This window comes from uncultured Cardiobacterium sp., assembly GCF_938028185.1.
Taxonomy (GTDB): Bacteria; Pseudomonadota; Gammaproteobacteria; order Cardiobacteriales; family Cardiobacteriaceae; genus Cardiobacterium.
The window spans coordinates 1-9,245 of the sequence record NZ_CALJAH010000281.1; the positions used below are offsets into that span (position 1 = coordinate 1).

7 protein-coding genes are annotated in these 9,245 nt (G+C 62.0%); 5 read left to right on the plus strand and 2 right to left on the minus strand.

Features of this window, described 5'->3' with window-relative positions:
- Positions 1 to 207, plus strand: a 207-nt coding sequence (locus tag Q0349_RS08310; RefSeq protein WP_298080402.1) for a hypothetical protein, incomplete at its 5' end; no start/stop codon positions are given.
- A 243-nt stretch (positions 208 to 450) separates the two neighbouring features.
- Here the strand turns inward: Q0349_RS08310 and Q0349_RS08315 are convergent.
- Positions 451 to 1,743: an HlyC/CorC family transporter gene (locus tag Q0349_RS08315; RefSeq protein WP_298080403.1), complete on the minus strand. Its 1,293-nt coding sequence runs from the start codon at positions 1,741 to 1,743 to the stop codon at positions 451 to 453.
- Between the two features lie 9 nt (positions 1,744 to 1,752).
- Positions 1,753 to 2,547: a cytochrome c biogenesis protein CcsA gene (gene ccsA / locus Q0349_RS08320; RefSeq protein ID WP_298080404.1), complete on the minus strand. Its 795-nt coding sequence runs from the start codon at positions 2,545 to 2,547 to the stop codon at positions 1,753 to 1,755.
- Positions 2,548 to 2,620: 73 nt separating this feature from the next.
- Here ccsA and ffh point away from each other — a divergent pair, with 73 nt between their 5' ends.
- The 4 genes from ffh to Q0349_RS08340 all read left to right on the plus strand — a co-directional run.
- Positions 2,621 to 3,982 carry a signal recognition particle protein gene (ffh, locus tag Q0349_RS08325; RefSeq protein WP_298080405.1) on the plus strand — a complete coding sequence of 454 codons (1,362 nt, stop codon included), beginning with the start codon at positions 2,621 to 2,623 and terminating at the stop codon, positions 3,980 to 3,982.
- 498 nt (positions 3,983 to 4,480) lie between these two features.
- On the plus strand, positions 4,481 to 5,299 hold the full coding sequence (locus Q0349_RS08330; protein ID WP_298080406.1) for a hypothetical protein: 819 nt from the start codon (positions 4,481 to 4,483) through the stop codon (positions 5,297 to 5,299).
- A gap of 95 nt (positions 5,300 to 5,394) precedes the next feature.
- On the plus strand, positions 5,395 to 8,223 hold the full coding sequence (uvrA, locus tag Q0349_RS08335) for an excinuclease ABC subunit UvrA (protein WP_298080407.1): 2,829 nt from the start codon (positions 5,395 to 5,397) through the stop codon (positions 8,221 to 8,223).
- Between the two features lie 257 nt (positions 8,224 to 8,480).
- The coding region (locus tag Q0349_RS08340; RefSeq protein ID WP_298080408.1) for an NAD(P)-dependent oxidoreductase at positions 8,481 to 9,245 on the plus strand (765 nt) is incomplete at its 3' end.

The window sequence follows — 9,245 nt, forward strand, 5'->3', positions numbered from 1 at the left end:
CCTGCAGGGGAGGGGGATTTTTCAAATTGCAAACAGCGCCTGGCGCAGGTGGAGGCAGCAATTTGTCCCGCGCCCTTTTTTAGGTTTCAAGGCTTTTGCCGGGTGCAGAAAAATGAATACCCGGAATCCGTAGTGATAGATACGGTGCCGGGCGTTCATTTATTTGTCATTTCTGAGCAGGATAATCCAAATAATGGCGATGAATGACAGACCACCAGAAATAATCAACAGCAAATAATCAAATGGGGTATTGGCGATTGGCGGCGGCTCGTGTCTGGGAATGGGATTGCCCAGGAACTGCATCAAAAAGGAAAAGATGATTAGGAATATGGGGGTCTTGTATTTGCCAAACATTTTTATCCCTCAATGCTTCGCCGTTTCTTTTGGGGAACGGTTGCAAGAAAAATGTTTATTCCCTGCGCCGATGCCGGCACAAATCCTCCGGCAAGCTCAGTCTTCCTCCGCCTCTTCCGCCTCAATCTCGCGGCGGATTTCCGCGCTGGTGACGATGCCGTCGGCAAAGTCCAGCACGCGCACGGTGCAGCCGGGGAAGGTGAGTTCCGTCCCCGCTTCGGGGAAGTTGCCCAGCGTTTCGATGATGAGGCCGGAGAGGGTTTTCGGCCCTTCCAGCGGCAGTTTCAGCCCCAGCTCGCGGTTGAGTTGGCGCAGCGGGATGCCGCCTTCGACGGTGTAGCGGTTTTCTTCTTGTTCGATGATTTCCGGCGGGGTGTCGCCGGTGTCTTCGTCGCCGATTTCGCCAACGATGTGGGTCAGGATGTCTTCGAGGGTAATCATCCCCTGGATGTCGCCGTATTCATCGACGACGAGGCCGCTGCGCGCTTTCGCCTGGCGGAAGTGCAGCAGTTGTTTGCGTAGCGGCGTGCTTTCCGGGACGAAGTGGCAGGGGCGCAGTACTTGTTGCAGCCGGGTTTTGTCGAGGCTGTTGTCGCGCAGCGGCAGGATGATGTCGCGGATGTGCAGCATTCCTTCCGCCTGGTCGAGGTGGTCGCGGTAGGCGACGAGGCGGCCATGTCGGCTGCCGGTAATTTGCCGCAGGATGTCTTCCCAGTCGTCGTTCAAGTCCACGCCTTCGAGTTCGTTGCGCGGCACCATCGCTTCGCTGACGGAGACGTCTTCCAGCTCCAGTACGTTGAGCAGCATATCCTGCTGTTCGCTGCTTTCTTCGTCGTCGCCGCTTTGGCTGGACTGGACGATGCTGCGCAGTTCGTCGTTGCTCAAGGCTTCTTCGACGGCGTTTTCGGTCTTCACGCCGAGCGGACGCAGGACGACGCGCACGATGGCGTTTAAGAGGCGCACCAGCGGCGAGAGGATGCGCACCAGCCAGGCCAGCACCGGCGCAACCGGCAGGGCGATGCGCTGCGCGTTGGTCGCGGCGAGTGTTTTCGGCGCGACTTCAGAGAAGACGAGAACTACGACAGTGAGGATGATGGTGGAGAGCAGGACGCCAAGGTCGCCGTAGAGGCGCAGGCCGATGAGGGTGCCGAGCGAGGTGGCGGCGATGTTGACGAAGTTGTTGCCGAGGAGGATGGTGCCGATGAGGCGGTCGGTGTGTTTGAGCAGGTGGCTGGCGCATTTGGCGCGTTTGTTGCCTTCGTCCGCCTGGTGTTTGAGCTTGTAGCGGTTGAGCGACATCATCGCGGTTTCCGAGGCGGAGAAGAAGGCCGAGAGGGCGAGGCAGATAAATAATGCGAGGATTAACAGTCCTATAGGAATGCTGTCCACGAGGGCTCCTTAATGGTTGATGACAAATTGCAGGATGAAATTGCTCAGGACGTAGCCCATGAGCAGCAGGATGAAGACGGCGCACATTTCCACCACCAGCGGCGTGCCGCGCTGGCGGCGGATGTAGTACGAGTAAATCATCCAGCCGAGGGCGAGCCAGGCGAGGAAGGTCAGCACCGTTTTGTGGACGAGATGCTGCGCGAAGAGGTTATCGACGAACATCCAGCCGGTGAGGAGCGCGATGGCGAGGAGGATGAAGCCCGTCACCGCTTGCAGCATCATCACCCGTTCCAGGCTGACCAGCGAGGAAACACTGATGTCTTTCAACTGTTTGCGTTTCAGGCGGCGGAACAGCCAGCCGTAGAGCAGCGCATGGAGGAAGGCGAGCGAGATAAACGTCCAGGCGGCGATGGAAGTCAAAATGTGCCACCACATTCCCGGCGAGAGGTGCGGCGCAAACGGCTTGTCGCTGACGAAAACGAGCGGCAAGGCGACCGCGACCGCGTTCACCAGACAAATGACCACGCCGCCGAGCGCCATCGAGGCGCGCCACAGCCAGAAGACGGAAATACAGGCGACGAACCAGGCGTTCACCGACACCATATTAAAGACAGAGAGATTCAGATGATTGTTGGCCTGCAACGAGACAATCAGCGACAGCGCGTGCCCCTGACAGGCGCAGACCAAAATGCCCAGCACCCACAGCGGGTTGATGCGGCGCTGCGGTTTGCGGTAAACGCGGACAAAACCGGCGGCAGCGGCGACATAGGCAAAAACGGTAAACAGCGGCAGCCAAAGCTGCATAAAACATCCTGAAAAACAAAGCGGGCGGCTATAATACAACAAAAATTTACCTTAACTTAATCAGGGAAAGCCCATGTTTGACAACCTAAGCGAGCGCCTGCAAGGCACCTTCAAAAAACTGCGCGGCCAGAGCCGCATCACCGAAGAAAACATCACCCAGGCGCTGCGCGACGTACGCATGGCGCTGATTGAGGCGGACGTTGCCCTGCCGGTCGTCAAAGAAGTCGTCGAGACCATCAAAAACGCCGCCGTCGGCCAGGAAGTCAGCCTGAAACTCTCGCCCGACCAGGCCTTTATCAAAACCGTCAAAAGCGAACTCGTCCGCATCATGGGCGAAGAAAACAGCGCGCTCAACCTCGCCGCGCAGCCGCCTGCCGTCATCCTCATGGCAGGGCTACAAGGCTCCGGCAAAACCACCTCCAGCGCCAAACTCGCACGCAAACTCATCAACGAAAAGAAAAAAGTCGCGCTGGTCTCCGCCGACGTGTACCGCCCGGCGGCGATAGAGCAGCTCAAAACCCTTGCCGAACAAGTCGGCGCGACCTTCATTCCGTCTGACGCCAGCGAAAAACCGGCGGACATCACCGCGCGCGCGCTCGACTACGCCCAGCGCCAGTATTTTGACGTCCTCATCGTCGATACCGCTGGCCGCCTGCACATCGACGACGCGCTGATGGACGAAATCCGCACCCTGCACGCCCAACTCAAACCCGTCGAAACCCTGTTCGTGGTCGATAGCATGACCGGGCAGGACGCCGCCAACACCGCCAAAGCCTTCAACGACGTGCTGCCGCTCACCGGCGTCGTCCTCACCAAAATTGACGGCGACGCGCGCGGCGGCGCGGCGCTTTCCATCCGCCACATCACCGGCAAACCGATCAAATTCCTCGGCGTCGGCGAAAAAACCGAAGCGCTCGAAGCCTTCCACCCCGACCGCATCGCCTCGCGCATCCTCGGCATGGGCGACGTCCTCGGCCTCATCGAAGACCTTGAGCATCAGGTCGATGAAGAAAAAGCGCGCAAACTCGCCACCAAAATGGCGAAAGGCAAAACCTTCGACCTCGACGACTTCCGCGAACAACTGCACCAAATGCAGCTCATTGACATGGACAAAATGCTGGAAAAAATCCCCGGCATGGGCAACATCCCGCAGGCAGTGAAAGACCAGCACCTCTCGCCGAAAAAAATCCGCCGGCAAGAAGCCATCATCCTCTCGATGACGATGAAGGAGCGGCACAACCCGGACATCATCAAAGGCTCGCGCAAACGCCGCATCGCCGCCGGCGCCGGGGTGGACGTGCCGGAAGTAAACCGCCTGCTCAAACAATTCAAAGAAATGCAGACGCAGATGAAAAAATTCCGCAGCGGCAAAATGCTGCGGATGCTCGGCGCCGCCAAAGGTGCGTTGCCGATGGGCAAACTGCCGTTCAAATAAACACTGCTTTTCGCGCATAAAAACGCCCTCCTTGCGGGGGCGTTTTTGATTCACCCATTTGAAAAATGACGCCGCGTCGCCCCTCCCCCGCCGTCTGCGGTGCGCCAAGGCGCACCCTATGGCTGCGGACGTCCACCCAACTGTCCCTCCCCCGTGAGGGAGGGCCGGGGTGGGGTTCACCAATTTCCCCGCCGATGCCAAACAATTACCCGCGCGGGTCGGTCATCCATACCCGACCTGCAACGGTTACGAGGCAAACAGCCCCGCCGTATCCAGCGCCGTGCGTAGGGTGTGTGCCGCAGGCACGCACGCGGTTGCCGATGCAAAATTCCCCCGCGTGCGTGTCGGCTGCGCCGCCACACACTCTATAAACCAGCGGTGCAAGTCGCAAAATCGTCGCCACGGCAACCGTATTGCCAGGGGCTGTTTATAATTGCCTCCCCGCGACCATAGCGGGCAATTCCGGCCTTCGCGCCTCCCCCAACCCACGGAGAAACCATGCAATCCAATCCCGTCCGCGTCTGGTACCGCCACCCGCGTGCCATCCGCGACAGCAACTGGCGCAGCTACGGCTGGTTCGTCCTCACCGCGCTCATCCTTAACGCCTTCCTGCCCGCTATATTCAGCCGCGACGATGCTGGTCGCTTCATACTCCTCTCCATCGCCCTGCTCCTGCTGCTGCCAATCGGTATCGCCCTCGCGCGCAACCTGCGCCACACCTTCCGCCAGCCGGACACGCCGCTGGTCGCAACCGATGCCGACGGCATCCACTTCGCCCTTGCCAACTCGCGCCACAAGAACCTCTACCTTATCCCCCTGCGCGGCGCGCAACTCGGCAGTGGTGCGGCGAACTGCCACATCCCTTGGGACAAACTCGGCGACATCGAAGCCATCCCGCTCAACATCTTCCGCCGCGAACGCCTCCGCCTCGCGAGCCGCAAAAACCGCCACCACGCCAACATCTACACCGCCCGTCTCGGCGACTACGAGAGCGTCTGCGCCATCGCCGACAGCGCCAATGCCCTCTGCCACGGCCAGCCGCTGCCGCCGGACGATGCCCTGCCGCCGCTGCGCGTCCGCCCGCTTGGCTGGGGACTGCTCGCCGCCAATACCGCCTTGCTCATCCTCTGGGTCGCGTACTACCAGCTCGCAAGCACTGGCCTCGTCGCCGCCCCGCCCGGCAATTACCCCTTCATGACCGTCCTCGCCGTGATAACCGCGCTTAACCTCGCCGCCCGCCTCGCCCCGTGGCAACTGCAAGCAGAATTACCGGACGACGACAACAGCGATGACCGCAAAACCATCACCCGGCTATAACCGACCAACGCCCTCCCTGCGAGGGTGTTTTCGCACAAGGCCCCCGCCGCCCGCTTCGTTTATCATAAGCGCCTTTTTGAACCCCCGGATTTCCCATGGAAAACATCTCCATTCGCGGCGCGCGCACCCACAACCTGAAAAACATCGACCTTGACCTGCCGCGCGACCGCCTCATCGTCATCACCGGCCTTTCCGGCAGCGGCAAATCCTCGCTCGCCTTCGACACCATCTACGCCGAAGGACAGCGGCGCTACGTCGAATCACTCTCCGCCTACGCGCGCCAGTTCCTCTCCATCATGGACAAGCCCGATGTTGACCACATCGAAGGCCTCTCGCCCGCCATTTCCATCGAGCAGAAATCCACCTCGCACAACCCGCGCTCCACCGTCGGCACCATCACCGAAATCCACGACTACCTGCGCCTGCTCTTCGCCCGCGTCGGCATTCCGCGCTGTCCCGACCACGGCATCGAGCTGAACGCGCAGACCGTCAGCCAGATGGTGGACAACATCATGGCGTTCGATGAAGGCAGCAAATGGATGCTGATTGCGCCGCTGGTGCAGGGGCGCAAGGGCGAGCACACCAAGCTGTTGCAGGATATGCAGCAGCAGGGCTTCGTCCGCGCGCGCATCGACGGCGACATCTACGAGCTGGACGCCCTGCCCGCCATCGACGGGCGGCGCAAACACGACATCGGCATCGTCGTTGACCGCTTCGCCATCCGCGACGGAATCGCGCAGCGTCTCGCCGAGTCACTGGAAACGGCGCTGGCGCTCGCCGACGGCATCGTGCAACTGGTGGCGATGGACGGCGAGGCGACGCACACCTTCTCCGCCAAATACGCCTGCCCGGTCTGCGGCTACGCCCTGAGCGAGCTGGAGCCGCGCCTCTTCTCCTTCAACAACCCGCACGGCGCCTGCCCCGAATGCGACGGCCTCGGCGTCAATACCTTCATCGACCCGCGCCGCGTCGTCATGCACCCCTACCTCTCCATTGCCGCCGGTGCGGTGCGCGGCTGGGATCGGCGCACCCCCTACTTCTACCCGCAAATGCAGGCGCTGGCTGCGCATTACGACTTCGACCTCGAAAACACCCCCTTTGAAGACCTGCCAGACGCCATCCAGAACCTCATCCTCTACGGCAGCGGCACGGACAAAATCCCGATGCCGACCATCGGCGCGGGCGGCGCGGTGCGCTACCGCGAGGCGACCTACGAAGGCATCATCAACACCATGAACCGCCGCTACCTGGAGACCGACAAGGCGCGGGTACGCGACGAAATCAGCCAATTCCTGAACAGCCGCGAATGCCCCGCCTGCCACGGCACGCGCCTGAATCGCGCCGCACGCCACGTTTACATCGAAGACACCACCCTGCCGGACATCAACCGCTGGTCGGTCGCCGATGCTGCCGCTTGGGCGAACCGTCTCGACCTGCCCGGTGCGCGCGGCGAAATTGCGGCGAAAATCCTCAAAGAAATCCGCGAACGCCTCGGCTTTCTGGTGAACGTCGGCCTCAACTACCTGACCCTCGCGCGCAGCGCCGAAACCCTCTCCGGCGGCGAAGCACAGCGCATCCGCCTTGCCTCACAAATCGGCGCAGGGCTGGTCGGCGTGATGTACGTCCTCGACGAACCCTCCATCGGCCTGCACCAGCGCGACAACGCCCGCCTGCTGGCGAGCCTCTTGCGCCTGCGCGATTTGGGCAACACCATCATCGTCGTCGAGCACGACGAAGACGCCATCCGCGCTGCCGACTACGTCGTCGATATCGGCCCCGGCGCGGGCATCCACGGCGGCCGCATCATCGCCGAAGGCACGCCCGCCGAAATCGAAGCGCACCCCGACTCGCTCACCGGCAAATACCTCTCCGGCCGCGAAACCATCGCCGTCCCGGAAAAACGCACGCCGCGCGACCTCAAGCGGCAAATCAACCTCATCGGCGCGAGCAGCCACAACCTGAAAAACCTCACCCTCAACCTCCCGGTCGGCCTCCTCACCTGCATCACCGGCGTCTCCGGCAGCGGCAAATCAACGCTCATCAACGAAACCCTGGCCAAAGCCGCCGCCAAACACATCAACCGCGCCGGTGACGACCCCGCCGAATACGAACGCATCGAAGGACTGGAGCACTTCGACAAAGTCATCAACATCGACCAATCGCCGATAGGGCGCACCCCGCGCTCCAACCCCGCCACCTACACCGGCATCTTCACCGCCATCCGCGAACTCTTCGCCGGCACCCAAGAAGCGCGCGCGCGCGGCTACACCCCGGGGCGGTTCTCCTTTAACGTCAAAGGCGGTAGATGCGAAGCCTGCCAGGGCGACGGCGTCATCAAAGTGGAAATGCACTTCCTGCCGGACATCTTCGTCGCCTGCGACATCTGCCACGGCAAACGCTACAACCGCGAAACCCTCGGCATCACCTACAAAGGCAAAACCATCCACGAAGTCCTCGAAATGGACATCGAAGAAGCCTACACCTTCTTCGACGCCATCCCGGCATTACAACGCAAACTGCAAACCCTGCTCGACGTCGGCCTCTCCTACATCCGCCTGGGGCAAAACGCGGTAACGCTCTCCGGCGGCGAAGCACAGCGGGTCAAACTCGCGCGCGAACTCTCCAAACGCGACACCGGCCGCACCCTCTACATCCTGGACGAACCGACCACCGGCCTGCACTTCCACGACGTGCGCCAACTGCTGGACGTGCTGCACCGCCTGCGCGACGGCGGCAACACCATCGTCGTCATCGAACACAACCTCGACGTCATCAAAACGGCGGACTGGATTGTGGACCTGGGCCCGGAAGGCGGCAGCGGCGGCGGCGAAATCATCGCCACCGGCACCCCGGAAGACGTCGCCGCAAACCCGGCGAGCTACACCGGGCAGTTCCTCAAACCGCTGCTGACGGCGCACGGCTGACCCCGTTTATAGCGATACTCGCAAAGCGCTGTACGGCGGCGCGTTGGAGCAGACGGAAATCCGGTGCAGGTCGGGCATTGATGCCCGACATTTTTTTGATGTCGGCCATGATGACCGACCTACGTTTGCTGCGCAGTAAACCGGTTTACCGTGATGGCCGCGCTCATGTCAAAAAGGCATAACGGCAAAACAAACCCGCCTTTCACAAGAGACCGTAGCGCCCCTATCATGCGGGCATCCATAACACAGGAGCCATCATGAGCCGATATTACCCCATCTTTGCCGACCTGCACGACCGCCCGGTGCTGCTGGTCGGTGCTGGCCACGTCGCCGCGCGCAAGGCCGAAGACCTGCTGCGTGCCGGGGCGCGCCTGCGCGTGGTCGCGCGCGAACTCGCCCCCGTTTTCCAGGACTGGCGTGATGCCGGGCGCATCGAATACCTCGGCGCGGCCTTTGACCCTGCCCAAATTGACGGCGCCTTTCTCGTCGTCGCCGCCACCGGCGACCGCGAGCTGAACGCGCGCGTTTTCGCGTCGGCAGAAGCGGCGGGCAAACTCTGCAACGTGGTCGATACGCCGCAATGCTGCTCCTACATGGTGCCCGCGCTGATTGACCGCGCGCCGTTGCAAATCGCCATTTCCAGCGCCGGAACCGCCCCGGTGCTTGCCCGCCACTGGCGGCAGCAAATCGAATTGCTCCTGCCGCGCCACCTCGGCGCGCTGGCGAGCATCGCCGGACGCTGGCGGGCGCGAGTCAAGGCGGCGGTACGCGGCACGGAAGCGCGGCGACGCTTCTGGGAGCGCCTCTTTGCCAGCCGCTTTGACACCCTGGTCGCACAAAACCGCCTCGGTGAAGCGGAAGCGGAACTCGCGCGGCAACTGGCGGCGCAACCCGCACCGGGCGGCGAAGTGGCGCTGGTTGGCGCCGGGCCGGGCGACGCCGGACTGCTCACCATTCACGCCTTGCAGGCGATGCAGGCGGCGGACGTGGTCTTCTACGACGCGCTCGTCTCCGACGACATC